General features: G+C 36.1%; 27 protein-coding genes. 11 read left to right on the forward strand and 16 right to left on the reverse strand.

Annotated elements, in window-relative coordinates; translation table 11 throughout:
• Window positions 1–94 precede the first annotated feature (94 nt).
• The 4 genes from J2S10_RS14605 to pruA form a co-directional block, all read right to left on the reverse strand.
• Window positions 95–349, reverse strand: coding sequence for a biotin/lipoyl attachment domain-containing protein (locus J2S10_RS14605; protein WP_307408990.1), 255 nt, complete (start codon window positions 347–349; stop codon window positions 95–97).
• A 100-nt stretch (window positions 350–449) separates the two neighbouring features.
• Window positions 450–1,715: a Glu/Leu/Phe/Val family dehydrogenase gene (locus J2S10_RS14610; protein WP_307409262.1), complete on the reverse strand. Its 1,266-nt coding sequence runs from the start codon at window positions 1,713–1,715 to the stop codon at window positions 450–452.
• A 75-nt stretch (window positions 1,716–1,790) separates the two neighbouring features.
• A complete protein-coding gene (locus J2S10_RS14615) occupies window positions 1,791–2,993 on the reverse strand; it encodes an ornithine--oxo-acid transaminase (protein WP_307408992.1) in 1,203 nt (400 codons plus the stop codon).
• Window positions 2,994–3,035: 42 nt separating this feature from the next.
• Window positions 3,036–4,580, reverse strand: a complete 1,545-nt coding sequence (gene pruA, locus J2S10_RS14620; protein WP_307408994.1) for an L-glutamate gamma-semialdehyde dehydrogenase — start codon at window positions 4,578–4,580, stop codon at window positions 3,036–3,038.
• 226 nt (window positions 4,581–4,806) lie between these two features.
• On the opposite strand from pruA, the gene J2S10_RS14625 reads away from it, so the two are divergent.
• The 3 genes from J2S10_RS14625 to J2S10_RS14635 all read left to right on the forward strand — a co-directional run bounded on the left by J2S10_RS14625 (window position 4,807) and on the right by J2S10_RS14635 (window position 7,902).
• On the forward strand, window positions 4,807–6,225 hold the full coding sequence (locus tag J2S10_RS14625) for a sigma-54 interaction domain-containing protein (RefSeq protein WP_307408996.1): 1,419 nt from the start codon (window positions 4,807–4,809) through the stop codon (window positions 6,223–6,225).
• Between the two features lie 353 nt (window positions 6,226–6,578).
• Window positions 6,579–6,785, forward strand: coding sequence for a methionine aminopeptidase (locus tag J2S10_RS14630; RefSeq protein ID WP_307408998.1), 207 nt, complete (start codon window positions 6,579–6,581; stop codon window positions 6,783–6,785).
• A gap of 124 nt (window positions 6,786–6,909) precedes the next feature.
• Window positions 6,910–7,902 carry a transglutaminase domain-containing protein gene (locus J2S10_RS14635; protein WP_307409000.1) on the forward strand — a complete coding sequence of 331 codons (993 nt, stop codon included), beginning with the start codon at window positions 6,910–6,912 and terminating at the stop codon, window positions 7,900–7,902.
• 141 nt (window positions 7,903–8,043) lie between these two features.
• Here J2S10_RS14635 and J2S10_RS14640 read toward each other — a convergent pair whose 3' ends face one another.
• Window positions 8,044–9,051, reverse strand: a complete 1,008-nt coding sequence (locus J2S10_RS14640) for a VanW family protein (protein ID WP_307409002.1) — start codon at window positions 9,049–9,051, stop codon at window positions 8,044–8,046.
• 353 nt (window positions 9,052–9,404) lie between these two features.
• Window positions 9,405–10,730, reverse strand: a complete 1,326-nt coding sequence (locus tag J2S10_RS14645) for a GntP family permease (RefSeq protein WP_307409004.1) — start codon at window positions 10,728–10,730, stop codon at window positions 9,405–9,407.
• Between the two features lie 226 nt (window positions 10,731–10,956).
• On the opposite strand from J2S10_RS14645, the gene J2S10_RS14650 reads away from it, so the two are divergent.
• Window positions 10,957–11,286 (forward strand): hypothetical protein, encoded by a 330-nt coding sequence (locus tag J2S10_RS14650; RefSeq protein WP_307409005.1) that lies wholly within the window; start codon window positions 10,957–10,959, stop codon window positions 11,284–11,286.
• A 109-nt stretch (window positions 11,287–11,395) separates the two neighbouring features.
• Here J2S10_RS14650 and J2S10_RS14655 read toward each other — a convergent pair whose 3' ends face one another.
• Window positions 11,396–11,755: a MarR family winged helix-turn-helix transcriptional regulator gene (locus J2S10_RS14655; RefSeq protein WP_307409006.1), complete on the reverse strand. Its 360-nt coding sequence runs from the start codon at window positions 11,753–11,755 to the stop codon at window positions 11,396–11,398.
• Between the two features lie 298 nt (window positions 11,756–12,053).
• Here J2S10_RS14655 and J2S10_RS14660 point away from each other — a divergent pair, with 298 nt between their 5' ends.
• Window positions 12,054–12,509: a CBS domain-containing protein gene (locus J2S10_RS14660; protein ID WP_307409008.1), complete on the forward strand. Its 456-nt coding sequence runs from the start codon at window positions 12,054–12,056 to the stop codon at window positions 12,507–12,509.
• A gap of 34 nt (window positions 12,510–12,543) precedes the next feature.
• Entirely contained in the window at window positions 12,544–13,788 is a 1,245-nt protein-coding gene (locus J2S10_RS14665) for an MFS transporter (protein ID WP_307409011.1), read from the forward strand.
• Between the two features lie 143 nt (window positions 13,789–13,931).
• Here J2S10_RS14665 and J2S10_RS14670 read toward each other — a convergent pair whose 3' ends face one another.
• The 3 genes from J2S10_RS14670 to J2S10_RS14680 all read right to left on the reverse strand — a co-directional run bounded on the left by J2S10_RS14670 (window position 13,932) and on the right by J2S10_RS14680 (window position 15,616).
• Entirely contained in the window at window positions 13,932–14,543 is a 612-nt protein-coding gene (locus tag J2S10_RS14670; protein WP_307409013.1) for a TetR/AcrR family transcriptional regulator, read from the reverse strand.
• Window positions 14,544–14,668: 125 nt separating this feature from the next.
• Window positions 14,669–15,172, reverse strand: coding sequence for a hypothetical protein (locus tag J2S10_RS14675; RefSeq protein ID WP_307409015.1), 504 nt, complete (start codon window positions 15,170–15,172; stop codon window positions 14,669–14,671).
• Between the two features lie 246 nt (window positions 15,173–15,418).
• Window positions 15,419–15,616, reverse strand: coding sequence for a hypothetical protein (locus J2S10_RS14680; protein ID WP_307409016.1), 198 nt, complete (start codon window positions 15,614–15,616; stop codon window positions 15,419–15,421).
• 401 nt (window positions 15,617–16,017) lie between these two features.
• Between J2S10_RS14680 and J2S10_RS14685 the strand changes: the two genes are divergently transcribed.
• Entirely contained in the window at window positions 16,018–16,152 is a 135-nt protein-coding gene (locus J2S10_RS14685) for a YjcZ family sporulation protein (protein ID WP_307409018.1), read from the forward strand.
• Window positions 16,153–16,415: 263 nt separating this feature from the next.
• The gene (locus J2S10_RS14690; RefSeq protein ID WP_307409020.1) at window positions 16,416–17,012 is read left to right on the forward strand and encodes a YitT family protein; all 597 of its coding nucleotides are present in this window, start codon (window positions 16,416–16,418) and stop codon (window positions 17,010–17,012) included.
• 60 nt (window positions 17,013–17,072) lie between these two features.
• Here the strand turns inward: J2S10_RS14690 and htpG are convergent, their stop codons facing one another.
• Both htpG and J2S10_RS14700 read right to left on the reverse strand, forming a co-directional pair.
• Window positions 17,073–18,953, reverse strand: coding sequence for a molecular chaperone HtpG (gene htpG / locus J2S10_RS14695; protein ID WP_307409022.1), 1,881 nt, complete (start codon window positions 18,951–18,953; stop codon window positions 17,073–17,075).
• Between the two features lie 353 nt (window positions 18,954–19,306).
• A complete protein-coding gene (locus tag J2S10_RS14700; RefSeq protein WP_027322326.1) occupies window positions 19,307–19,507 on the reverse strand; it encodes a cold-shock protein in 201 nt (66 codons plus the stop codon).
• Between the two features lie 296 nt (window positions 19,508–19,803).
• Between J2S10_RS14700 and J2S10_RS14705 the strand changes: the two genes are divergently transcribed.
• The 3 genes from J2S10_RS14705 (at window position 19,804) to J2S10_RS14715 (ending at window position 22,470) form a co-directional block, all read left to right on the forward strand.
• Window positions 19,804–20,301, forward strand: coding sequence for a glutathione peroxidase (locus tag J2S10_RS14705; protein ID WP_307409027.1), 498 nt, complete (start codon window positions 19,804–19,806; stop codon window positions 20,299–20,301).
• A 343-nt stretch (window positions 20,302–20,644) separates the two neighbouring features.
• Window positions 20,645–21,049: a glycerol-3-phosphate cytidylyltransferase gene (tagD, locus tag J2S10_RS14710; RefSeq protein ID WP_307409029.1), complete on the forward strand. Its 405-nt coding sequence runs from the start codon at window positions 20,645–20,647 to the stop codon at window positions 21,047–21,049.
• A 209-nt stretch (window positions 21,050–21,258) separates the two neighbouring features.
• Window positions 21,259–22,470, forward strand: a complete 1,212-nt coding sequence (locus J2S10_RS14715) for a CDP-glycerol glycerophosphotransferase family protein (RefSeq protein ID WP_307409031.1) — start codon at window positions 21,259–21,261, stop codon at window positions 22,468–22,470.
• An 86-nt stretch (window positions 22,471–22,556) separates the two neighbouring features.
• Here J2S10_RS14715 and J2S10_RS14720 read toward each other — a convergent pair whose 3' ends face one another.
• From J2S10_RS14720 to J2S10_RS14735, 4 genes are all read right to left on the reverse strand, one after another.
• A complete protein-coding gene (locus J2S10_RS14720; RefSeq protein WP_307409033.1) occupies window positions 22,557–23,111 on the reverse strand; it encodes a DUF2062 domain-containing protein in 555 nt (184 codons plus the stop codon).
• A 227-nt stretch (window positions 23,112–23,338) separates the two neighbouring features.
• Window positions 23,339–23,557 (reverse strand): helix-turn-helix domain-containing protein, encoded by a 219-nt coding sequence (locus tag J2S10_RS14725; RefSeq protein WP_307409036.1) that lies wholly within the window; start codon window positions 23,555–23,557, stop codon window positions 23,339–23,341.
• Window positions 23,558–23,714: 157 nt separating this feature from the next.
• On the reverse strand, window positions 23,715–24,647 hold the full coding sequence (locus tag J2S10_RS14730; RefSeq protein WP_307409037.1) for a TIGR03943 family putative permease subunit: 933 nt from the start codon (window positions 24,645–24,647) through the stop codon (window positions 23,715–23,717).
• A gap of 4 nt (window positions 24,648–24,651) precedes the next feature.
• Window positions 24,652–25,668, reverse strand: coding sequence for a permease (locus J2S10_RS14735; protein ID WP_307409039.1), 1,017 nt, complete (start codon window positions 25,666–25,668; stop codon window positions 24,652–24,654).
• Between the last annotated feature and the right edge of the window lie 275 nt (window positions 25,669–25,943).

The following is a 25,943-nucleotide window of genomic DNA, read 5'->3' on the forward strand; positions in this document are numbered from 1 at the left end:
AAATTTTATCCAAAAAAGAAAAAGGCCTAACCCTCGATTGCAACTTAAAGTTTGAATCAAAAGGGAAAGACCTTTTTATCCTTACTATTTTGTTTTAATCGCTTCCAGTTATTAATAAATCATCTTGGATGGTAGCTAATATGGTCTCTGAATTTACTTTTTGACCTGTCTCTACACGTAAAGACCTAATATATCCGCTTATGCCGATCGAAATCTCTTCAATCCTACCGCTGTTTGTTTTAATTAAAAACAATTTCTCCCATTCATATACATGGTTGTTTTCCCTCGTTAAAACTACCTCGACGGTGCCGGACCAAGGACTATAAATCGTTTCTTCCTTTACTAGCAAGTTCTCCACTCCTTTATAATGATTTCAAACAGTCATAAACGGTTAACCTTAAATGTGATTGAAATTGGATTTCAACCCATACTGCCATCTATTAGGCACTTTATACCCAACCACGGAAACGGGAAGCTTCAGCGACTTTCCTGATTCCAACCATATAAGCTGCTAAGCGCATATCCACATGATGGGCCTCAGCAGTTTGATAAATGTTTTCAAATGATTGAACCATAACTTTCGCTAATTTTTCTTCTACTTCTTCTTCAGACCAGTAATACCCTTGATTATTTTGTACCCACTCAAAATAAGAAACCGTTACCCCGCCGGCACTGGCAAGAATATCCGGAACAAGAAGAACTCCGCGTTCTGTTAAAATGCCTGTTGCTTCAAGTGTAGTTGGTCCATTCGCCGCTTCGACGATAATCGCCGCCTTGATATTAGCCGCATTTTGGACCGTAATTTGGTTTGAAATAGCAGCGGGAACAAGAATGTCACATTCTAATTCAAGCAATTCTTCATTCGTTATTGTATTTTTGAAAAGTTGCGAAAATGTTCCGAAACTATCTCTTCTGTCTAATAAGTGGTCAATATCCAGTCCGTTTGGATCATAAACACCACCGTAAACATCAGAAACAGCGACAACCTTTGCGCCTGCATCATGCATGAATTTAGCTAAATAGCTTCCTGCGTTTCCAAAGCCTTGAATGACAACACGCGCACCTATAAGATCGATTCCTTTTTTCTTTACTGCTTCTTCAATACAAATGGTAACTCCGCGTGCAGTTGCTGTTTCACGTCCCTGAGAGCCACCTAAAACAAGTGGTTTCCCTGTAATAAATCCCGGTGAATCAAATTCACGTAAACGGCTGTATTCATCCATCATCCAGGCCATAATTTGCGAATTAGTATACACATCTGGTGCGGGAATATCCTTTGAAGGGCCAACAATTTGACTGATGGCACGAACATATCCGCGACTTAAACGCTCCAGTTCTCTAAAGGACATTTTCTTAGGATCACAGATGATACCGCCCTTTCCTCCGCCATAAGGAAGATTGGTAATCCCGCACTTTAAGCTCATCCAAATAGACAGTGCTTTTACTTCTTCTTCATTTACTTCAGGATGAAAGCGGACGCCGCCTTTTGTAGGACCAACTGCATCATTATGCTGGGACCGGTAGCCGGTAAAAACTTGGACAGTACCATCATCCATTCTTACAGGGATGCGAACTGTTAACAGCCTAATCGGATCCTTTAAAAGTTCATACATTTCATTTGTATATCCTAATTTTGATAACGCCTTTTGAATGACCGTTTGAGTCGAATAAAAAAGATTCAATGACTCTTTTTCTTCTTTTTGTTCTTTTGTCATAGTATCAAGCGCAGTGTTACCGGACATGACAGACACCTCGTCAAATTAGTAGATTTGTTGTTTATTAATGAATTCTTAAGATAAAACTTTTTGAATTTTTTCGAAAGCCCAATCAATTTCTTCCTTTGAAATGATTAATGGCGGTGCAAAACGAATTACGGTATCATGTGTTTCTTTGCATAGTAAGCCTTTTTCTTTTAATTGCTCACAATATGGCCTTGCTGCTTCTGTCAATTCAACCCCGATAAACAGGCCTCTTCCTCTTACTTCTTTTATCATTGGATTATCAATTGTTTTTAATTGATCGATGAAATATTTACCCAACTCAAGAGAGCGCTCTGAAAGTTTTTCTTCCTCGATTACATCTAAAGCCGCAAGAGATACGGCACAAGCAAGTGGATTTCCACCGAAAGTCGAACCGTGAGATCCTGGATTAAATACTCCTAAAACATCGGAATTAGCGACAACACATGAAATAGGGAATACTCCACCGCCAAGTGCTTTACCCAAAATGAGCATATCAGGTGTTACTTCTTCCCAGTCACATGCAAACATTTTACCGGTACGTGCTAAGCCGGCTTGGATTTCATCAGCAATAAACAAAACATTATTTTCTTTACACAATTCAGAAGCTGCTTTTAAGAACCCTTCCGGCGGAATAATAATTCCTGCTTCACCTTGAATAGGCTCGATTAAAAACGCTGCTGTATTCGGAGTAATCGCTGCTTTTAACGCTTCAAGGTCACCGTAAGGAATTAAATTAATTCCAGGTAACATTGGCCCAAAGCCACGCTTATATTCAGGATCAGATGATAAAGAAACGGCACCCATTGTCCGGCCATGGAAGTTTCCTATGCATGCAATAATTTCGGCTTGATTTTCTGCAATTCCTTTTACATCATAGCCCCAGCGGCGAGCTGCTTTAAGTGCTGTTTCAACGGCTTCTGCACCCGTATTCATTGGAAGCACCATATTTTTATTTGTTAACTTACTAACTTTCTCATACCATGGACCAAGTTGATCACTATGAAAAGCACGGGAAGTTAACGTTACTTTATCGGCTTGGTCTTTTAATGCCTGAATGATTTTGGGATGACGGTGCCCTTGGTTAACAGCTGAATAGGCACTAAGCATATCCATATAGCGATTTCCTTCAGGACTTTCTACCCAAACACCTTCCGCCTTCGCAATAACGATTGGCAGTGGATGGTAGTTGTTCGCACCAAATTTCTGTGTTTGTTCAATAATAGTAGTGGATTTTGTTGTTGTTCCATTCATTGGTGATTTCCTCCTTTAGTTAATTACATACTTTTTCGGATATTAGAGCATTTCCGATGTTGTTTTAGCTTGCATATGCAGTAATAAATAATCAGGGCCGCCTGCTTTTGAATCTGTACCTGACATATTAAAGCCGCCAAATGGCTGGTAGCCCACAATTGCACCTGTACATGTACGGTTAAAATAAAGATTTCCTACATGAAATTCTTGACGGGCACGCTCAATATGCTCGCGGCTATTGGAAATAAGTGCTCCTGTAAGACCGTAATCAGTGTTATTAGCGATTTCCATCATGTGGTCAAAATCACGTGCTTTACAGAATGCAACAACCGGTCCAAAAATTTCTTCCTGCATCAGGCGGGATTTTTCATCCAAATCGGCGAAAATCGTTGGTTGAATGAAGTAACCCTTCGAATCGTCTCCTTCTCCGCCTGTGACGAGTCTGCCCTCTTGTTTACCGACCTCAATATAATTCATGATTTTTTTGAATGATTTTTCATCAATCACCGGTCCCATATATGTGTCAACATCTTCAGGGTTACCGAGTGATAGTGTTTTCGTTAATGCCGCTGCTTTTTCAAGTACTTCCTCATAAACGTCCTGATGAACAACTGCACGGGAACCTGCTGAACATTTTTGACCCGAGAAACCAAACGCTGAATAAACAATGGAAGAAGCTGCTAAATCTAAATCTGCATCCTTATCGACAACCACAGTATCTTTTCCGCCCATTTCAGCAATTACACGCTTCAGCCAAATTTGGCCCGGCTGAACTTTTGCCGCACGTTCATTGATTCGGCAGCCGACTTCACGTGAACCAGTGAAGGATACGAAACGAGTTTTTGGATGATCAACTAAATAGTCACCGATTTCCGCTCCGCTGCCCGGAACAAAGTTTAATACTCCTTTTGGAAGCCCAGCTTCATGCATAAGTTCGACAAACTTCGCTGCAATGATAGGCGTTGAGTTTGCAGGTTTTAAAAGAACGGTATTTCCTGAAACGATAGCTGCAACAGTTGTTCCAGCCATAATCGCTAATGGGAAGTTAAATGGTGAAATAATTATCCCTACTCCCAGTGGAATGTAATGGAATTGATTGAATTCCCCAACCCGACTTTGAACTGGCATACCATCTTTGATTTTCATCATTTGGCGACCATAATACTCGATGAAGTCGATTGCTTCCGCTGTATCAGCATCGGCCTCTTTCCATGGCTTTCCTGCCTCTTTTACGAGGTAGCCTGAAAATTCATGCTTCCGACGTCTAAGAATAGCAGCTGCACGGAATAAAATATTAGCACGGTGTTCCGGTTTCCAATTTTTCCATGTTTCAAACGTAGTTAGTGCAGCCTGCATTGCTTTTTCCGCTAATTCTTGACTTGCCATTGAAACAGTTCCAATTATTTCATCTTTATTTGCTGGATTAATAGATACGATTTTTTTATCCGTAGTAATCTCTTCTCCGCCAATGACTACCGGATAATCCTTCCCTAGCTGTGATTGAACGAATGATAATGAATCTTGAAAAGCTTTTTTATTATTTTCATCTGAAAAATTTGTAAATGGTTCATGAGTGTAGGTTAGCAATCTTCTTACCTCCTAAATTTGAATACACCATTTACTATGCAATTAACGTGCCAACTTTAAATATATGAATATTTTGCGGTTTTTTATGGTGATAACGGTTTCATCGCATAATTATTTTGCGCCAAATTTTTTATTTTTTTGTTTAACGCAAAATTTTTTTGCAGTATTTTGGTTTTAATGATTAAATAGTAGTGAATCATTTTGAACAAGGAAGAAGGTAAACTAAATGGAACAACCCAAAGATGTTCACTATTTACAATATATAAACCAAATATATGAACGGATTTTAGACGAGGTGGATGTAGGAGTCCATGCCGTTGATGAAACGGGCAAAACAATTATCTACAATAAAAAAATGATGCAAATGGAATCCATGGATATTCAGGATGTACTAAATAAAAATCTCTTGGAAGTGTTTATGTTCAAGGACGATCAAACTAGTACGTTAGTAAAAGCGTTACAAGAAGGTAAAGAAACCAAAAATGTTAAACAAACATATTTTAATAATAAAGGTCGGGAAATTACGACAATTAATAATACCATTCCTATTTTTGAAGAAAATAAAATTAATGGTGCCGTGGAAATTGCCAAAGATGTTACGAAACTTGAAAGACTCATGAAAGGAAATATAACCAGTAAAGGTACGACTAGATTTACCTTTGATAACATTACCGGTAGCAGTCCTGCGATAAAGGAAGTGATTGAAGCGGCAAAACGTGCAACAAGAACCTCCTCCTATGTATTAATTGTCGGAGAAACCGGCACCGGCAAAGAGCTTTTTGCTCAAAGCATTCACAACGCCAGCAACCGTCTTTCAGGTCCATTCATTTCACAGAACTGTGCTGCACTGCCGGATAACTTGATTGAGAGCCTTCTTTTCGGTACAAAACGAGGGGCTTTTACAGGTGCAGTTGATCACCCGGGTTTATTTGAACAGGCAGAAGGCGGTACCTTATTGTTAGATGAAATCAACTCGTTAAATTTGAGTCTCCAAGCCAAGCTGCTCAGAGTGCTTCAAGAAAAAACTATAAGGCGGATTGGTGATACGAAGGATACACCTGTTGATGTCAGGGTCATCGCCAATATGAACGAGGACCCCATTGATGCGATAGCCAATAATCATATGCGGAAAGACTTGTACTACCGCCTTGGAGTTGTCACTGTTTTTATTCCTCCATTAAGGGAGCGTAAACAAGATATTCCCCTTTTAGTCCAGGATTTTATTAAAAAGTATAATGAGCGGTTCAATATGCAGGTAAAAGGGTTGAGTGATGAGGTCAAACAGTCCTTCCTTGAGTATGATTGGCATGGAAATGTCCGTGAGCTTGAACATATTATCGAGGCTGCGATGAACAATATGTTGGACGAAGAAGTGATTATGTACACACATCTGCCCTTCCAATATCGAAATAAAATGCAATTGAAAGAGCGTATGATTCCAATTTCCTCCGTTGAATCGTTCATTAATGAGAGTGTTGAGGTCGCTGTTCCGCTTAAGGATCAATTGGAGATATTTGAAAAATCCTATATTGAGCATGTCCTGAAAAAGAACGATTCTAATATTTCCAGAACAGCTAAATTACTCGGTTTAAGCCGCCAAAGTTTACAATATCGAATGAAAAAGTTAAATATTGATTTAAAATAAGAGGGTCTTCACTGGTACCTTCCAAAACCTGCTTATATCGAAATCTATCTTTTTTTGTTTGTACAAAAACGCTTCGGAGCGTCCGGCGAAGACGAAAGTCTTGCCGGATTTCTTATTTTTTTAATAATAACGTTTTGAAAAAAAGCCCAAATTTTTTTCACAAACTCCAGCAATTTTACATAAAATATTACATAGATGGATTATATTCTAATCGAAAAAAACTATTTTAAAAAAGCAATATAGCGAATGAATGGGACCGGATTTTCTTATAGATTCCCTTTTTTAAAAGAAAGATACCAGCATAAAAATTCCATTTTTTCTCCATACTAAGAAGAAAAGATGAGGTGATTGAAATGGGATTACTCAACTCTTATAACCAATGGAAAGAGACAAGATATCAAAATCATATTTCCAATATGAAAGATCAAGGCAAATGCCCGGATTGTCAAGGCCGTGGATACACTGTTTATCCCTACAATGAATTTGCCTATTTTAATTCGTTTGAATGTCCCGGCTGTCAAGGCAGCGGTTCCTATACTGACTGGGAAGAAACCCAATAATCCTTTTGAAAAAATAACCCCTTCATATAGCTGGTAAACCATGCTAAATGAAGGGGTTTTTGTTGTGCTTCTCGTTTTAACCGTTTATAGTATTAGTAAGCTATGAAAGTGGGGGTGACTTGTATTGAAGAAACTCGTCTTTCTCTTTTTATGTATTGTTGGATTTTCTTATCTTTCTAAGCAAAACATGCTTCCTTCGGTAGAACAACTAAAAAGTTATCTAAACCTTAATGGCAGCCAAGAAACGGGGCTTACAGCTACTCCGGCACAACAGGTTCCTTCGCCGCAGCTAACTGCAAATATCAATTCAAATAAAACCACTAATGCCGCCCTGTCTTCATCCAATGAAAAGTATACACCTACAGACATTCAGACCTATCGGGTCTCGGTGGAAAATGGGAAATTAGCGGTAACCGGAGAACCGACACCATATGGCAAGTACAATCACGCTAACGGTGTTATTTTATATATCCAAGAACCGCGGGCCAATAAGACAACAACAGTGAAGGTTCCCTTTACCAACGGGACTATCCATTATGTGTTCCCTCTTCAGTACACAGTTGGGGACGTTGTCCTCAACCTTGATGAATATTACAATGGGAAAGCTAATGACCCAAATACGGTATTAGGCTATGCGCAATATCACTTAACAGACGGAGATCCATACTTACTCCCAAGTTTTATGGTCCAAAGCGATAACCCTATTCTTAAACTACTTGCTCAAGAAATAACGAATGGGAAACATACGGATGTAGAAAAATCCCGGGCCATTTTCCAGTGGGTTGCAAAAAACATTGCCTACAATGCACCATTGGTAAATAGTACAAATCCGCCTTTGTATTCTGCCCTCCAAACCTATCAAACCCGTGTCGTATTATGTTCGGGTTATGCTGATTTAAGTGCTGCCCTTCACCGCGCAGTGGGGATAGAAGCCAAAGTGGATTATGGGGAAAATCATGCATGGAATGAAATTAAACTAAATGGTGTGTGGCAATCAGAAGATCCCACTTATGGTTCAGGATTCATAAATTTAAACACTAATAAATTTGTTCGCAGTTATCATCCCGCTTACTTTGCTAAAACGGATAAACATAAAGAAGGAGAATATAATTGGTAAAGCTGCCTCTCCCCTGTCGAATTAACAGGGGAGTTTTTCTTACCGTTTTTACCGAATTAAAGACAAGGGACTTCCCGACGCTTTAATAATCTAAAACGTCGGGAAGTCCCAACTAAACGAACTATTTCAGTGCCCCCGGCATTAATGCCCTTTCTTAATAAGGCTATGATATGCTGCCGATGTTCTTACTTCAACTGTGATTGTCCCTTTTACTACTATTGCTTTAAGGAGCAAAGGTACGCCCGTTGTATTTTGAAATCTAAAGTCGACACCTCCATATGAAACCGTTGCATCTCTTCCTGTCGGCACATATCCTACATGAATGGAATGATGATGCTTTTCTACATATGTAACTCCTAATTGATCAACGGCATTATATAATGTTGAGGATGTCTGACAAATACCGCCGCCAATCCCGGGGACCAGCTTCCCTTCTACCGCTTCCGGGGCAGATTGGTATCCATGCGCTGCGTCACTCGGACCGACAGTCGTATTAAAAGAGAATATATCCCCTGTTCCGACGATTACATTATTAATGGCTTGAGCTGATAGTTCGATATTTTTCGTTCTTCCTATCACCCCGCTATTAAAATGTGTGGAATAGGTAGCGACTACCACTTCTGCTAAATAAGCAACGTCTACAGGCTTATATCCGCTTGGCGAAACTTGTAGTGGTAACTCCACATCTCCACCTTTTGCGGAAGCAAGAATTACTTTTTGAGATAACTGGGTCTCGTCTAAGATAATTCTCGGTGTTCCCTTTATAAGCTGACCATTGGCAGCGATCCGATCAGGATTTATTCTTTGGTCATATCCCGGAGTAGTTTGTGTACCCCTTGCAAGGTCCTTCGCCCATTTCTCAATATCCTCTTTATATTTTGCATCATTCGTACCATACCCCATATCTTTCGGAGTAAAGGTTTTAATAACTTTCTTCGTGTTTGGATCTATCACATTTACCACTATTGGTTTTTGTTCTTCTGCTTTCTTTTGTTCTGCTGCTTTCTTTGCTTCATCTTGTGCTTTCTGGTCAATCATTTGAGTGGTTACTTTTTTCTCTACAGGAATTTCCTTCGTTGTTTTTTCTGCACATCCCGCTAATCCTATTAAACTACCAACTAATAATACTGAAATTACCCAAGTTCGCATCTTTATTTTTCCCCATCTTTTCTATGTAGTTTTCTAAAATCTTGTCCTCGACACTTAGATTCTTTTCTTCGATTCCTAAGGAATCATAATCATTCTCCTATTCTATTCCATTTTTTATTCCATATTCCTCCAAAAATGAAACTTGAATTTTTTAAAAAAATAATCAATTCATAAAATACAAAGATTTATTTATCTTAATATTATGACTTCTACAATAACGTAGAAGTGACACTTTTTAAGTAAATATTTTTACAAAAAAAACAACATTTTTTTACAAATTTATACAAAAAAAGAAATCACCTTGAAAGATGAATCCTTTTTTGGCTTTGTTATTCTAAAATGTCGTTTTATCATTAAAAGAAGGTATTTAGCAATAATGCTCCCCCAAAAGCGATAAAGGAAAGAAGCGTTTCTAATACCGTCCAGGTTTTAAATGTTTCGGGAACAGAAAGCCCTAAATATTCCTTTACCATCCAGAAGCCGGCATCGTTAACGTGGGAAAACATCAAGGATCCTGCACCCGTTGCAATGACAAGCAATTCCAAATTAACGCCTGACATGTGTTGAATAACCGGTGACACGATACCTGCAGCTGTTGTTAAGGCAACTGTTGCTGAACCTGTCGCAATTCGAATTAGACCGGCGATTAAAAAGGCCAGCACCAGAGGCGATAGCGATAAATTTTGGGCCATTTGTGCAATGGTATTCCCAACTCCACTTTCAATTAGGATTTGTTTAAATCCTCCGCCGGCACCGATAATTAAGGCAATAGAACCTACCGGAAGCAAACATGATTCCGTTAATTTTTTAACAGCGTTTCTATCCATCCCTTTTCGGAAACCAAGAAGGTAATAGGCCACGAAAACGGAGATAAGAAGAGCAATCAACGGACTGCCAATTAATGTTAGAAATTTTAATAAACCCTTGGAAAGCGAAAGATATGGTGCAACAGCTGATAAAATCATGAGTAAGACCGGGAGTAAAATAACAAAAAATGAAACGCCCGTCCCTGGCAAGAATTTTGCCTTTGTCGTTATTCGGATTAATTCCGGCTCACCTTTAGGAATAACTCGTTTATGAACCCACATGGCGAACAATGGACCTGCGATAATCGATGCAGGTATGGCAATAATAAGTGAATACAAGAGAACTTTTCCAAGGTTGGCCTTGTAAATGCTGATTGCAGCCAGTGCCCCTGGATGTGGCGGTACAAGACCATGAACGATAGACAACCCGGCAATAAGCGGTAAGGCAATTAATAAAATATTTTGTTTTGATGATTTATGAACGGAAATCACTAGCGGTAATAAAATTAATATTCCAACTTCAAAGAATACGGGAATACCGACAATAAAACCTGATAGCAACATTGCCCATGGTAAATTTTTAACACCAAAAGCCCTCATGAAGAATTCTGCAATTTGCATCCCTGCTCCTGAGTCTGCCATCATTTTACCTAGAATTGTACCCAATGCCAAAATCCCGATTAAATGCCCTAAAACACCTCCAACCCCTGTTTCATATGCAACCACAATTTTTTCTAATGATAATCCCGAAACGATCGCTAAAAACAAACTTGCTACAAGCAAACTAATAAATGCATGCCACTTGAACAAAGATACACCCAAAACGACTAATACGATTGCTATTAAGGTCATAAATAATAAGTACGTATTCATTTTTCATTCACCATCCAATCATGCTCTGAAGTTACTTAAATCCGTGAAATCAAACGGCAAAGACACTTAGATTTAAGTGTATTGTTTACCAACACTTCAATTGGAATGCAAAGATTATCAATTTATGTATTTCATCGCTATTTATTTTGTTGATGAAGATGTCATGTTTTGGGAAAGTATAAAAAAGATAATCCAGGAATGATATATCTTTATGGGGGTGCAAAGGATGCCTGTTATTGTTTATCAAACGTTTGAAGTGAGGCAAGATAAATTTAAAGAGGGTATCGAAAATTTAAGGGATATTAAAAAATTCAGAAACGAAAATTATGACCATAAGGTTGAAATTCTAACGCCAATATCAGGAGAAGACCACAGGTATTCACTTCTTTCAACCTACGAAGGATTAGCAGAAATGGAATTACAAAATAAAAAAATGTTTGATGATGAGGATTATTTAAAACTGATAGGGGATTTCTTTTTACAAAATATTATCCAAGGCAGTATGAATACACAAATTTTTCGGACATTAAGTGAAAAGAAACAAGCTTCGAAATAAGAATACATATTGCCCCGCCGAGAACCTGCTCAAAGCTTAAAAGCCAGTCTGCAGACTGGCTTGAGTAAGGTGTTTTTTTTAGCATATATGGCGTAACAGAAAGGTCCACTTACCTTTCCAGGAAAGACCGATTGTATTTTTTCAAAAGTTGTCCAAATAATTGACGTTCTTCATCCGACCAACCTTTTAGAATATCTGCAATTTTTTCAAATCGGATCTGTTGATATTCATTAAATTCTTTTGTTCCCAATTCCGTGATTTGCAGGGAATATGCTCGCCCATCCAATGGATCAGGTATTCTGAACACATATCCCTTTTGCTCCAATGAGCCCACTTGCCTGCTTACTGTAGATATATCCAATTGCAATGCATCCGCAAGAGCCTTAACTCCTGTAGGGCCATGAGAGGTTATCTGATGGAGTAAAAGATATGCGGACCGATCTAGATTGCCGAGTTTTTTTGTTGACATTGACGTAATTCTCCTTACCAGAATTGCCAATTCAAGATCAATCGTTTCCAAGGAAAGTTCATCCATGTTCTTACTACCTCACTTTATCCAAACTTCTATGACCAATCGTACCACACTGAAATCAATTTTAGAATGAATGTTAAACAAATTGATAATACAGAAGTAAACTCAATTTATTGTATCCTTATCTTAATGATCGTTATTATATAGAATAAAACTCTTGACACATCGGAATTTGGTTGTATAATACAATTATATACTTTCACAATACAACTTTAGGAGAATCAGGAGGGTAATTATGCAAGCACATGAAGTTATGATTAACCAGGTGCATAAAGTTAAAGAAACTGACACGGTACGATCTGTTATTGAAAAATTCATAAACTATCGAATTAGCGGACTTCCTGTAGTAAACGACAGAAATGAAATTGTCGGTTTTGTAAGTGATGGGGATATCTTACGTTTTATCGGCAAGAACGAGGATCGTGTGGTCGATTCTTTCTACTTTGCATTTGTAATCAAGGGTGATGATGAAGAATTTGAAGATAGAGAAAAAAGATTGCTCGATTTAAATGTTCTCGAAATCGCCAAGAAAAAGGTCTATAAAGTTTCATGGGATGAAGAAATGGAGAACATTGCTGCTATTTTAGGAAAAAAACAAATTAAAAAAGTTCCCGTTGAACGTAATGGGGTATTGGTTGGAATCATCAGCCGCGGAGATGTGATAAGGAACTCTTTTAAAGAGATATTATAATAAATTTTTATAAAACGAACAAAGGGGAATGAGAATGTCATCGACACCACAATCTGTGGCAACATCGTCATCAAAAACAGCTTCGTCTTCAGAAGAAAAAAAAGGTTTATTAAGTCAACCCAGATCTGTCTGGGCCGTCTTTTTCGCGTGTATCATTGCTTTCATGGGTCTTGGCCTGGTAGACCCCATTTTACCGGCTATAGCGAAACAATTGCATGCCACACCCAGTCAAGTAAGCCTGCTTTTCACCAGCTATAATGCTGTAATGGCAGTTGCAATGCTCATTACAGGTGCAATTTCGTCAAGGCTCGGCATCAAGTGGACATTGCTAACCGGTATCATTATTATTGCATTATTTTCGGCATTAGGAGGATTTTCTAACAGTATTTGGTCTCTCGTAGGCCTTCGCGGCGGATGGGGTCTCGGAAACGCACTCTTCGTTGCAACTTCCTTAGCCGCAATTGTATCACTTTCCAATAGCGGTACCGCAAAAGCTATCATACTTTATGAGGCGGCAATTGGATTGGGGATTTCAGTTGGCCCTCTGCTTGGCGGCTGGCTGGGAGGTATGTCGTGGAGAGGACCATTCCTTGGAGTTGCGACTTTAATGGTAGTTGCCTTTATTGGTTTAATTACATTAATGCCGAAAGCCAACAAAAAAAATACTCTAAAAGCTAAAACATCTTTACTTGACCCGTTTCGGGCTTTAAAGCATCGTTCCCTGCTCGTTTTCGGGATTACGGCTTCACTCTACAACTTTGGATTTTTCACCTTACTGGCATACGCCCCATTTGTAATGGGATTAGATGAACACGGACTGGGTTTTGTCTTCCTCGGTTGGGGTATATTACTGGCGATAACATCCGTTTTCATGGCTCCAAAACTTCAACAAAGGTTTGGAACGATAAAATCTATGTCCGTAATGCTGTTCTTATTTGCACTTCTTCTACTTGTTATGGGGATCTGGACATCAACACAATGGGTAATTATTGCTGCAGTTATTTTAGCAGGTGCCATGTTAGGGAATAATAATACATTGATTACAACAGCAGTTATGAATGCTGCCCCTGTTGAACGCTCAACCGCTTCAGCCGCTTACAGCTTCCTTCGGTTCATCGGTGGTGCTATTGCTCCATATCTTGCAGGAAAATTGGCAGAGTGGTACAATCCACAAGTTCCATTCATTGTCGGAGCCGGATTTGTATTTGTCTCTGTTTTGTTTATCTGGATCAATTACAAGCATGTAAATCATGTCGATCATGCTGGATCAGGGCATTGATTTTAAGTGGAGATTTGTCAATTGGTAACAAACAAATAACCGCACAAGTGATTAGTTCACTGTGCGGTTATTTGTTATCCTCTTAAAAAAAATGAGAAAAGAAGCCGGTTTTCGTTTCAACCGGCTTCCTTTCAATCATTTTATTAAACTAAAATATATTTCAAAACCATTTCTTCCGTTACACTAAAATGTTCTTTGTAGGCATAATCTTCCCATAGGACCGAATAGTGAAGACAAATACCATCAATCATTGACCAAAATAGGCTGGCGACGATATCCACTTGGACTTCTGGTTTAAATTCACCGTCAGTCTTTCCTTGTTCAATAATTCCTGCTAAAAAATCGCGGAATTGACTTTTATATCTGGTGTTCATAAATTCCCGTAAGTATTCTTGCCTGGAAGAATAAATCCAAAACTCCAAATGAACACGGATAAAACTCCGCCACTCTTCAGTTAATGCTGCTTCCCGATAGATTCGAAAAAATTCTTTTACTTTTTCTTTGGCGGTGGGGATTTGTTTAAACCGGTTACTTAGATGTTCAAGTGTGTTCTTACTGCGCTCATCCATTAAAGAAATATATAGTTCTTCTTTACTTTTAAAATAGTTATAAATTAATCCTTTGCTCATATTTGAATAAGCGACGATATCATCCATTGTCGTTAAATGATATCCTTTTTCCCCAAAGCATTTCAAAGCACTTTCCATGATCGTTACTCTTTTGCGCTCTTTATATTCTTCTGAAACCTTAGGCATCAAAACAGCTCCTCTTAGGTAAATACAGACTAAACTGACTATTTAGTTTAGCAAAATTTCATATGTTCATCAAGAGCTGCTGTTCATATAAACCATACTGGAGCATACACTCAAGCTGTTTTCGATTAATTTACTGCATTACTTAAATTGGGTTTACCTAATTTTCCTTCTTTAAACACCTTTCCAAGTTTTTCTTCGCCCTGTGCAAACGTTGCATTCGCTTTATCAAGAGATGGTGTATCCTTTTTTAGCTCCTCTGCAATGGCTTGATAGGAATCAGCAAAATCTTTAATCGCCGCTCCAATTTCCGTTTTTTGATTTTTTAGGTCACTTGGAATTTGAATTTGATTGAGTTGTTCGGAAACAGCAGCTGCTGCCAGACTAGCTTTGGCCTTCATTTCAGGAGTCGGTTGATCTTTTGATTCGTATACATTAAGGTCAGCATCTTTTTCATTGATTTTGTTTGAGAGATCCATAAAGAACTTAACCAGTGGCCGCTTTAAATCGGTTTGTACAGCAGCGGAAGCATCTTTTCTCTCCTTCTTTTCTGAATTTCCTTGACTGGTTGAACAAGCAGTTAACCCAATAGCCAAAGTTACAAATGGAATTAAAATCATATTTTTTCTCATTTTTATTCCCCCATTTTCTTTTAAAAAAACTGACTAGATAGTTTATATGAAAATTATAGCCTCTAATTTTTAAAATGTAAAGTTAAATAATTCATATTTTTGTTTATTGATTATTGTTTAACACAAAAAAGCGAACCGTGCCGGGCACGGTTCGATAAAAGCCAAGTTCTACAATTTGATCGCGGCTTCATTTATACTTTGAAAGCATTTTAAGTGAATGGTATAGTCATAATTTTGATACTTTATCTAACTAAATATTTGAATAAGTAAAACAATGACACCAATTATTATCGCTAACCATGCTAGAACCTTTTGAGGGCTAGCCAAGCTTATTAATCCTAGAACCACAGCAATAATACCTAGCCATATAGGGGCAAAGAAAAATCCAACTACACCTACAACGATCCCTAACCAGCCAAGTAATTTACCTGTCATATCGCTCATTCTTAACAGCTCCTTATTGTTCAGTTTAGAAACTGCACCGAAACCTTCAGAATCAAATTAACCCTACCACTATAATGAAAATGAATGCATGGGAAATTATAATTCATTGAACACCTCCTTGTATCCTCAGGAAATAATAAACCTGCATTGATATTTCCTGTATACAATTTTTTAATGCTCACAATATATCCTATGCAGAGTTTCAAAAGAATAACACAATCAGTAAGGTCTTGAATGAACATTTGTTAAATTAATGTAGTATTTTGATGACATATTTTTAAATAAGCAATATTTACTACCGAACGACTAAAATTTTATCATTTATTTTCTCCGCACTAGCCTAGACCGATTTTGTAAACTTGGCATAAGGTAAACTAACCCATTTGAAAGGTGGTGTAATTATGTACGGTTATGGTGGTTTTGGAGGCTGTTGCGGTTATGGTTACGGCGGTTATGGCGCCGGTTGTGGAGGGTTTGCTTTAATCATTGTACTATTCATTCTATTGATCATTATCGGCTCGGTAATTTGTTTCTAATTCAAATTAACAAGCCATACCCTAGATTTCCTAATTAATTTACTACCGGGCTAGTCTCATGCTCAAATTAGTAGTACACCTATAAAGGACGCTGGGGCAGAAATTCTGTCCCAGCAAAATATTAATCCGGAACCCAATCTTTTTCGCTCTTTAAGATGCCTTATTGTTTTTTTAATTTTTCTATTTCTGTATTAATAAAAAACTAGCGCCATTCTCCACTTTGATAAAGATATTCTTAATCTAATAAGAGAGACATATAATAATTGAAAAAGATAAACAGACAGGTGATGGGTATTTTTCAAAAATTAATCGCTACTCTCGTTGGCAGCTTATTGTTAGGAATCGGAATTAATGGGTTTTTAATACCGAATCATTTAATAGACGGCGGTATAATCGGAATAGCTCTAATTCTTCACTATTTCTTCGAATTTCAAACAGGAATGATTATGCTGTTATTAAGTCTACCTATATGCATCTTTGCCTCTATAAATGAACGAGGGTATTTTTTTAGCAGCATTCAGGGACTCTTAATCTCTTCATTATTTATTGACTTACTTTCTCCACTAAGAACACAATTTTCAGTTTCCCACTTAATGGGGGCTTTAATTGGAGGAACTTTAATTGGAACAGGAGTAGCGCTTATGCTTCAATATGAGACAAGCACCGGGGGAACTGACTTGCTCGCCAAAATAATTTCAAAGGCTATTTCATTAGATATAGCACTTGTAATCATAATGATCGATGGACTGATAGTTGTGGCTGGATTTGCTGTATTGGAGCTACAGAGCTTTTTATATTCTTGTATTGCAATAGTTATTATAGGTCTAACAACCTCCCTTCTAGGAAAAGCATTAAAATAATTGAGATTCAAAAAGAGCTGCCACAAGACAGCTCCTATTTATTTCACTATACACTTTATTCTACACCATTATTTTACAGATATTATTAGTAAACTCGACAGGGTCTTGGATTGGCAAACCTTCAATCAGAAGTGCTTGATTATACAATAGGTTTGTATATAGATTTAATTTGTTTTTATCATTCTCAAAAGAATCTTTTAACGATTGGAATACCTCATGATTGATATTAATCTCTAACACTTTATCAGCCTTAATATTTTGGTTGCCCGGCATAGCTTTCAGTATTTTTTCCATTTCAATGGTTACTTCGCCATCAGTCGTTAAACATACAGGATGGGACTTTAATCTTTTTGACACTCTGACATCTTTAACTTTGTCTGAAAGAATCCCTTTCATATATTCAAAGAGGTCTTTGTTTTCAGTCACTTCGGAAGCAGTATCATTTTGCTTTTCATCAGCTTCAATCCCTAAATCACCGCTTGATACAGACTTGAATTCCTTATCTTTATATGTCATTAACATTCTTATAGCGAATTCATCGATTTCATCTGTGAAATATAAAATTTCATAACCTTTTTCTGATACTAATTCTGTTTGTGGCAGCTTATCAATTCGGTCATATGATTCGCCGGATGCATAATAAATATATTTTTGCTCCTCTGGCATTCTTGAAACATATTCGTCAAAGCTAACCATCTTCTTCTCTTTAGAAGAATAGAACATTAATAAGCCCTGTAATTCTTCTTTATGCATTCCGTAGTCACTATAAACGCCATATTTTAACTGTCTGCCAAAGGACTTATAGAATTCCTCGTACTTTTCTCTTTCATTTTTCAACAAATTTTCCAGTTCGCTTTTGATTTTTTTGTTAATATTTTTAGCGATTAATTTCAATTGACGATCATGCTGCAGCATTTCTCTTGAAATGTTAAGCGATAAATCCTCCGAGTCGACCATACCTTTTACAAAGCTAAAATAGTCAGGAAGTAAGTCAGAGCATTTGTTCATAATTAATACACCATTGGAATATAGCTCTAATCCTTTTTCATATTCCTGTGAATAATAATCAAAAGGTATTTTTTCCGGGATATAAAGAATCGCATTATATCTTACGGCACCATCAACGCTGATATGGATATGTTTAATCGGTTCGTCAAAACCGTAACGTTTTTCCGCATAAAAATTGTTATAATCTTCCGGAGTTAGCTCACTTTTATTCTTTCTCCAAATTGGAACCATGCTATTAATGATCTGTTCTTCCTGATTTTCCTCGTATTCGTTTTCGCTGCCTTCTTTAAGTCTTCTTTTGATAACATCCATTTTAATTGGGTAGCGAATGAAGTCAGAGTATTTTTTAATAATCCCTTTCAAGCGATATTCATCTAAATATTCATCATAATTCTCTTCTTCTGTGTTCTCTTTGATTTTCAGAATGATTTCCGTTCCTACTGAATCTTTCTCAGATGGGACAATTGTGTATCCATCAGCTCCCATGGATTCCCACTTGTAAGCATCTTCACTGCCTAAGGATTTACTGATAACAGTCACAACATCAGCTACCATAAAAGCTGCGTAAAAACCGACCCCAAATTGACCGATGATTTCATGTCCATCCTTTAGCTCATTCTCATTCTTGAATGCTAATGAACCACTTTTAGCAATCGTTCCAAGATTATTCTCAAGTTCATCTTTGCTCATACCAATCCCGGTGTCGGTGATTTTTAATGCTCTGTTTTCCTTGTCAACCTCCACTTTTATGTAGTAACTATCTTTATCAAAACTTAAAGAGTCATCAGATAATGCTTTATAATATAGTTTGTCAATGGCATCACTGGCATTGGAAATTAACTCTCTTAAGAATATTTCCCGATGCGTATAAATTGAGTTAATCATCATGTCTAATAATCTTTTTGATTCGGCTTTAAACTGTTTTGTTTCCATAAAAATCTCTCCTTTCAATCTAAAACAACATTACATAGGATTACAGAAAATATAACGTTAAAGATGTTTCTAATATTACTTAATGCAGAGATTAGCACTCGATAGATTTGAGTGCTAACAATATCTTAAATAACATATAAAGTAGTTTCTCGTCAATACCTAACAGACCTTTATTACAGTTTAAATATTTATTTGCTGGAAATTAGGAGATTCACAAATTATATGATACACTTTGCTTACCATTTGATTTACTGTTTTCATGTTCCCTACTCATTCGTGAGTAGGGTTTTTTTGTGTTTTGTAAATAAAAAACAGACTCCAAAAAAGAGTCTGTCAATTTTCGAACATATAATTTAAGCTTTACGAACGTTAGCAGCTTGTGCTCCGCGTTGACCTTGCTCAACGTCAAAAGTCACTTCTTGGCCTTCTTCTAATGTTTTGTACCCTTCGCCTTGAATCGCTGAGAAATGAACGAATACGTCCTCTCCACCTTCACGTTCGATGAATCCGAAGCCTTTTTCGCCGTTAAACCATTTTACTTTACCTTTTTCCATGTTTGTTGCCTCCTAATGTGTTAACACACATATATTTCTATCCTTGCTCTCAGTGATCATCAAGACGAAAAGTTGATACTTATACTATCCTTTACACCGAACAAAAATAATTCTACATTAGAATAGCATTATCTGAATGTGTTTGCAAGAATGCTTAATAGTAAGTTGAATTTCCCTTTAACATGTTTTTTCCATAATACTAAAAAAGGATTTGACATTGTGGAAAATCCGATATAAAACAAGATTAATAAGCCGCTCATGAAAATAAAATATCATTAAATAAGGGAGACTGAGTTATGACAATTTATCCTTTTCAAGTAAAAACGATAGATGGAGAAGAAATCTCTCTCAGACAATTTGCAGGAAAAGTTCTGCTCATTGTTAATACTGCCAGCAAATGTGGCTTTACACCTCAATATAAGGACCTTCAAGAACTTTATGAATCCCATAAGGAAAAAGGGCTTGAGATTCTGGGATTTCCTTGCAATCAATTTATGAGTCAAGAACCGGGAAATGAAGAAGATATTAAAACGTTTTGTGAATTAAATTACGGTGTAACCTTCCCGATGTTTGCCAAAGTGGATGTTAACGGAGTCTATGCCCATCCTTTATTTGTCTATCTTCGGAAGCAAACACCCGGTTTATTAGGCTTTAACACGATAAAATGGAATTTTACCAAGTTTTTAGTTGATTCAAAAGGGAATGTCGTTAAACGGTACAGTCCTACTACGAAACCATATGAAATTTTGAAAGATATTGAGGCTTTACTGGATGTGACAAACCCAATTAAATAAAAAGAAGAGCATTCTGAATAAGGAATGCTCTTCTTTTTATTTAATTGGAAAATTAAGATCTTTTATATTGGTTAATGCCAGTTAATGAGAAAAGTTAAGGATTGAGATAAAATTTAAGAAAATGTTAAGGTTCTAATTCTACAATATAAAAGTTCATTCACCTATTAAGAATTTTTAAGCCTGAATGGCTTTAATAACGAGTTAAAATCAATACATTTGGTGTTTAAATCACAATTTGAAATAGTTTTAATTAGTAATAATCCAGTATTTTAGAAAAACATCATTTAATTTGAAAAGCAAAACTAAACATATAAAACATATATATTAAGAATGGGGATTTAAAATGAAAAAAGTAATTACTTACGGAACATTCGATTTATTGCATTACGGGCATATCAACCTTTTAAAAAGAGCAAAGTCTTTAGGTGACTATTTAATTGTCGGACTTTCTACTGATGAATTTAATAAAACAAAAGCAAAAAGGTCATATTTTTCCTATGAGGAAAGAAAAGTACTTTTAGAATCCATTATTTATGTCGACGAAGTTATTCCAGAAAAAACCTGGGAACAAAAAAAAGAAGACATTGTCCTTAAAAATGTGGACACCTTTGTAATGGGGAATGATTGGGAAGGGAAATTTGACAGTCTATCTAATTTTTGTAAAGTGGTTTATTTACCTAGAACAAAGGGTATCTCAACAACAAAAGTTAAAAAAGATTTATATAAACTTAAAGCCGCGTCTCACTAAACCACTAAGAGAAGACAAAAAAAGACTAATCGAAAATTTTTCAGCGTTGGCGATTTTACAACTTTTAAACTATGGGTTGCCGTTGGTTTCACTTCCTTACCTAGTAAGAGTGCTAAATTCAAAGGGTTATGGTTATGAAAAAATTTAATCATGTTCCTGTAACGGATGTATAAAAGAGAATGGCTCTTGATCATGGAGGATTTTGGATAATGGATTTAAAAAATAAAATGAAACAGTCTGTTAATTTTTTCTTTTTTCTTATTAGCCTGATGGTAAAAAAGAAGAATAATCGTATTGTTTTTGGATCTTGGTTTGGTGACAGGTATGGTGATAATCCCAGATTTCTAATTGAGTGGTTGGCAGAGCATCATCCAAACGAATTTGAATTAATCTGGATTGGGAATACCTCTGTTTTGGACCAAATAGATATAACTGATAGAATAAAGTTTTTAAAAAAGAATTCCTTACTCGGGCTGTACTATTCTATAACGGCTAAATATGCTTTCTTTTCTCACTCACATACGGATATTTCTAATTTAAATATTTTCGGAAATTGTATCACAGTTCAGCTTTGGCACGGCATTCCATTAAAACAGATAGGTGACGACGCGATTGGCCACGAAAGTCAGGATGATCTCTTTAGCAACATTAAAAAAGAAACTATGGACAACTATACTTTTTATGTTTCTTCTTCATTAGAAAATGCAAAAAAACTGTTAAGCGCATTTCAAAGTTTTGGAATTACGGAGGAAAAAATTTTGACGATCGGCCAACCGCGAAATGATTTTCTATTAGTACAAAAAGAGCATTCAATTATTTATAAAAATAAACTTTATGATCTTTTTCCTAAAATTAAAGGTAAAAAAATCATTACGTATATGCCCACTTTTCGTGATAAAACAGGGAATAATTTTTCATTTAAATCAGTAAAGGGACAAGAACAAGAAAAGTTAGTGATGACCCTAAAAAAACACAATGCTGTAATACTGGAAAAAAACCATTATGCGGAGCCCGATTCGGACCATGATGAACTAACGAGTTCTCAATTTATTATTTCGCTAACTGATGTCCCTTTTGATACACAGGAATTGTTGCTTGCCACTGATATTCTCATAACCGACTATTCCAGCTGCTATTTTGATTTCTTATTACTGGATAGGCCGATTATCCATTATACCTATGACTACCAATCGTATGGAAGTATTGATAGGGGATTTTATTATCAGTTGGAGGATGTTTGCGGAGGATCACTTGTTAACACAAAGGAAGAACTCATTGAATCGATAAATGATAATTTTAATACCCCTGAATTACACAGGAATGAACGGTTAAATACCCTTGCTTTTCTTTTAAACGATGAAAAGGGAATAAGTAATCAGGAGATATACAAGCGTATTTTGAAGAAAAAAAATTATATCTAAAATACCATTCATATCAGCTAAAAAAAATCAAAAGGCCTTTCTTTTCGGAAGGGCCTTTTTCACATGAGATTTTATAACTAATTTCATTAAGTGATGGGCATATTTTTACGCTGCGATTCTTTATTACGTCTTTTATTTAATCTTCTGGTTTTTTCTTTTTCATATAAATAATGAACAATAAAGTAAGCAATAATGCCAAATACAATCCCGAAAATAGTCATACCAATTAAAACATGCACTCCCCCGTGAAGGATGCTCAATAAACTGTGGAAATCACCGTGCATTAGATTTTGAAAAGAAAAAGGTGTACCATGTGCTACATTAACTTTCATTGGAAAAATTATTTTCCCAATTTTTCTTGCAAACGGCAAAAGAATTACCGGGAGAAAGGTTAGTTTTCCAATAACGTTCCCAATTATTGAAGCTGGTAATGAGCCTTTAGCTAAGCGCACTATCGGCACAAACAATATATAAATTAGAGAGGCTGTTGATATTACTAACATTTCTAAGCCGAATCCAATTGCAAAACCTAATGATACCTTTTTTGCTCCCCCTGGAGAACGAAGAAGTTTAACAAAATTAAACTTAAACGTCCGTCCGATTTTCTGAAAAAAATTGTACTTTTTATGTTTGATACCCATTTTGCACCTCATAATGACAACAGATATTATAATTATATTCTATTTATGGAATAACTTCTAAACTTTCTGTTACTTTTATTTCTTAAAAAATCATTAAATCTGAAAAATGTTTCATTTGAGCTTAGTGGAAAACAAAAACCCCTTCCATAATTAGCTTACGGAAGGGATTGAAAGGATATTTCAATTTGATTAAAAATTTTTTCAGAAAGAAAAAAAGGATGATAAATTCACCCTTTAATCACGTTCCATTCATAAAGATCTTCAATCGTACAATTTAATTCTTTAGATATTGTCATTGCATTATTTAAAGTCATAACCTTCTTACTTAGATAGTCATTTAAGGTGGATTTTTCGATTCCGGTGTTAGTAGCTAACACATCAAGCTCAGTGTTATTTTTTGATAAAAGTATTTCAAGATTACTTTTTTTTGCTTTGTAATTAGTCAAAGTGACACCTCGCTTTTATAATACCTTAACATATTCCATTGGAAAAATAAAGAAGGACACTCACCAAGCATTAATGTTGCGCAGTGGCCCCTTTTCACTTCAGTCCGGGAAAATAATCACACTAGTATGTATAGGTATAAACTATCAGTTCCACTTATTATTTAAAATAAACATAAGGATCACGAAGTCTTGGAACCTTTTCAATTTTTACTATTTTTAAGGAAGGTAACACACTGCCTTGATAGGTTGATTTTTCAATTATACCGTCTACTTTTACCCATTCATCCTCAATAACATTACTTACACTTCCAGAAGACAGCATTCCTACAATATCTGAATCCGCTACGCAGCATGTAACTCCGAATCTTGCGATAACAATTTGATTTTTAGGTACCCCCTGTTTATATACAAATCCTTTTAACTCAATTTCTTTTCCTATAAACTTATCCAATTTTTGCTCAATCGTGTTCATCGTAAAGATAAAATTGTCATCATTGACAATAATTTTTTTACTAGATAACAATTCTTTCTCTAAAAGATCATATTTACTTAGTGAATTATTCGTATTTCCCGTGGGTTTCACATTCCGGGGTGTCTGATTACCATTTAGATTTGGATCATTCGGATTGCTTTGATTAGTTGAAGAATTAAGTTGTTGATTTGCAGTGTTACTATTTTGGGTTGTATTTAAAGAATTATCATTTATGTTACTAGTCTTTTCTCCAAAGTTTACCCCTCTTTTCCCTGCTACGGCACTATCAAGCGTATTGGTCGAAAAAAACATTCCTGTTAAAATTGGAATGATAAACATTGAATAAGTTAAGATAGACTTCTTTCGAGAAAAGGAGGTCCCATGATCACTCCCGCAATCACAATCAACTTCATCATTTTTATTTCTATTTCTCCAGAATTGACCGATGCCCATTAATAGAAATGCAGCCAATGAAAAATAGGATAAAGGAGCCATTTTAGGAGCAATAAAATACTTTAAATCCCCGGCAATAATCAGCCGCACTAACAATAAAGTAAAGCCTATTAAAATTACCCCTCTAATAAAGATATGATTGATTTTCCCCTTTTCTTGTTCCATCCTATCACCCCCAAACGAAAGATTGAAAAATATAAACAGCACTTAAAACCACAATAGTAGTAATTAGCATAAAAACAAGGACAAACTTTGTTTTAAAGTAGCCGAAAAGCATCAATGTATTTTTAAAGTCCACCATTGGACCAAATAGAAGAAACGCCAAAATAGATCCCTTTGAAAAGGTATGCAAAAAGGATGCAGCAACAAAAGCATCTGCTTCGGAACACAATGATAAGATATAGGCGAATCCCATCATAACAGGCGGCGATGTCAAATTATTCGAACCTAAATGAAGGAGAATACTTCGATCAAAATAGGTTTGAAATAAACTGGCGATAAAAGCACCGAAGATTAAATACTTCCCCATTTGGAAAAACTCATCACTTGCATGATAAAGAACCATTTTTAGACTTTTAGATTGGACAATTGGTTCTTTTAAGGTGGAAACGACAAGGTCTTCTTTTGTCCATTTTAGCTGATCCTTGTTTTCAAATAATAAATAGATTAATAATCCAATAATCATGATGATCAAAAAAGCTAGTCCAAGCCGCACATAGGCCATTTGAACATCCATACGAAAAGCAACGTATGTTGATAAAAACACGATGGGATTTAATATGGGTGCACCGACAAGTAAAACCATCCCGACATGCAATGGCATTCCTTTTTTAATCAATCTTCTGACAACCGGCACAATTGCACATTCACAAACAGGGAATAAAACACCCAAAAGGGCGGCCGGAATAAGCGCAAGGAATGGATTCTTCGGAATTAATTTCTGAATTCTTTCTTCAGATACATACATTTGAATAAGAGATGAAACGAAGACACCGATTAACACAAATGGAATTGCCTCTAGTAAAATACTTATAAAAATCGTATTTAAGTTACTAACCATTTTGGGAAGATGGAAAGTAAAACTGCCGGAGTTAATAAACGCAAACAATTGGAATAATATTACTAATAATACTAAACCAATAGTAAACCACATTATTTCTTTCATAAAATGATGCATTGCTCTCATCTATTCACCTGCTTTACTAATTCAGTACATATTTCTAAACAATACCTTAAATAATATCATATTTTTTTGATTAATTAATCATTGTTTAGGTGTAAGGTAAAATTTGAAAAAAGTTATTATCCCTTGTTTATTTGGGATATTTATTCTATATTTTAAAAGTGTTTAGAGCTTTCTCACCATTCGATTATTGGCGTGGTGGATGCTAGTAACTATTTAGATCATGATCAAATACAAGCTATAAGATTGAAAAACATACCGATGGTAGATCGAAGAAT

Source organism: Neobacillus ginsengisoli (genome assembly GCF_030813055.1).

Coding starts and splice junctions, on each gene's coding strand:
- J2S10_RS14610 (WP_307409262.1), bottom strand. CDS start 1,715: ATGACAAAAGAACAAAAAGAAGAAAAAGAGTCATTGAATCTTTTTTAT.
- J2S10_RS14615 (WP_307408992.1), bottom strand. CDS start 2,993: ATGAATGGAACAACAACAAAATCCACTACTATTATTGAACAAACACAG.
- J2S10_RS14625 (WP_307408996.1), top strand. CDS start 4,807: ATGGAACAACCCAAAGATGTTCACTATTTACAATATATAAACCAAATA.
- J2S10_RS14630 (WP_307408998.1), top strand. CDS start 6,579: ATGGGATTACTCAACTCTTATAACCAATGGAAAGAGACAAGATATCAA.
- J2S10_RS14640 (WP_307409002.1), bottom strand. CDS start 9,051: ATGCGAACTTGGGTAATTTCAGTATTATTAGTTGGTAGTTTAATAGGA.
- J2S10_RS14645 (WP_307409004.1), bottom strand. CDS start 10,730: ATGAATACGTACTTATTATTTATGACCTTAATAGCAATCGTATTAGTC.
- J2S10_RS14650 (WP_307409005.1), top strand. CDS start 10,957: ATGCCTGTTATTGTTTATCAAACGTTTGAAGTGAGGCAAGATAAATTT.
- J2S10_RS14655 (WP_307409006.1), bottom strand. CDS start 11,755: ATGTCAACAAAAAAACTCGGCAATCTAGATCGGTCCGCATATCTTTTA.
- J2S10_RS14660 (WP_307409008.1), top strand. CDS start 12,054: ATGCAAGCACATGAAGTTATGATTAACCAGGTGCATAAAGTTAAAGAA.
- J2S10_RS14665 (WP_307409011.1), top strand. CDS start 12,544: ATGTCATCGACACCACAATCTGTGGCAACATCGTCATCAAAAACAGCT.
- J2S10_RS14670 (WP_307409013.1), bottom strand. CDS start 14,543: ATGCCTAAGGTTTCAGAAGAATATAAAGAGCGCAAAAGAGTAACGATC.
- J2S10_RS14675 (WP_307409015.1), bottom strand. CDS start 15,172: ATGAGAAAAAATATGATTTTAATTCCATTTGTAACTTTGGCTATTGGG.
- J2S10_RS14680 (WP_307409016.1), bottom strand. CDS start 15,616: ATGAGCGATATGACAGGTAAATTACTTGGCTGGTTAGGGATCGTTGTA.
- J2S10_RS14685 (WP_307409018.1), top strand. CDS start 16,018: ATGTACGGTTATGGTGGTTTTGGAGGCTGTTGCGGTTATGGTTACGGC.
- htpG (WP_307409022.1), bottom strand. CDS start 18,953: ATGGAAACAAAACAGTTTAAAGCCGAATCAAAAAGATTATTAGACATG.
- J2S10_RS14700 (WP_027322326.1), bottom strand. CDS start 19,507: ATGGAAAAAGGTAAAGTAAAATGGTTTAACGGCGAAAAAGGCTTCGGA.
- J2S10_RS14705 (WP_307409027.1), top strand. CDS start 19,804: ATGACAATTTATCCTTTTCAAGTAAAAACGATAGATGGAGAAGAAATC.
- tagD (WP_307409029.1), top strand. CDS start 20,645: ATGAAAAAAGTAATTACTTACGGAACATTCGATTTATTGCATTACGGG.
- J2S10_RS14715 (WP_307409031.1), top strand. CDS start 21,259: ATGGATTTAAAAAATAAAATGAAACAGTCTGTTAATTTTTTCTTTTTT.
- J2S10_RS14720 (WP_307409033.1), bottom strand. CDS start 23,111: ATGGGTATCAAACATAAAAAGTACAATTTTTTTCAGAAAATCGGACGG.
- J2S10_RS14730 (WP_307409037.1), bottom strand. CDS start 24,647: ATGGAACAAGAAAAGGGGAAAATCAATCATATCTTTATTAGAGGGGTA.
- J2S10_RS14735 (WP_307409039.1), bottom strand. CDS start 25,668: ATGAGAGCAATGCATCATTTTATGAAAGAAATAATGTGGTTTACTATT.